The organism is Desulfosporosinus burensis (assembly GCF_054657535.1).
In genome coordinates this window covers 1-442 of sequence record NZ_BAAHYN010000090.1, presented here as the reverse complement: position 1 = coordinate 442, position 442 = coordinate 1, and the positions used below count along the sequence as shown (strand labels likewise).

The window sequence follows — 442 nt, the reverse complement described above, 5'->3', positions numbered from 1 at the left end:
AAGCCGCAAAAAAAAATCAATCGCAATAATACAGGAAGAATCAGGTGCCGGTTAGGGGAGCATTTATTAGGCAATAGATCGTCGCACTCCTTGAAAATGCTCTGTAATTCCTTGTCAGTAAAAATATACGGCGTCCGTGTCTCTGGCCTTGGGAGAAAACTCGATGGGATCACATAGCAATCAATACCGATTGCAGATAGGTATTTAAGCAACTCCCGAACTGATTGAATCCTTCTTCTCGCGCTGGTCTGGGATTCGCTTTCCCAGCGTGAACACCAACTTAAGACTATTTCTTCTTTGAGATCGGACACGTCTAATTGCTTCGTCACTATATAATTACAAAAACGCATCAGGTCGTACTCGTAAGATTTTCTGGAATATCCTATGGATTCTTTGTAGAGGAGCATAGCCTCAATATATTCGTTGAACGTCTTCATCGTTT

Annotated in this window: 1 protein-coding gene; it reads right to left on the bottom strand. The window is 41.9% G+C overall.

Going from position 1 to position 442, the window contains the following annotated elements:
• Positions 1-442 (bottom strand): site-specific integrase (locus ACYQ3Q_RS28525; RefSeq protein ID WP_459931753.1); only part of this gene is annotated, 442 nt, incomplete at both ends.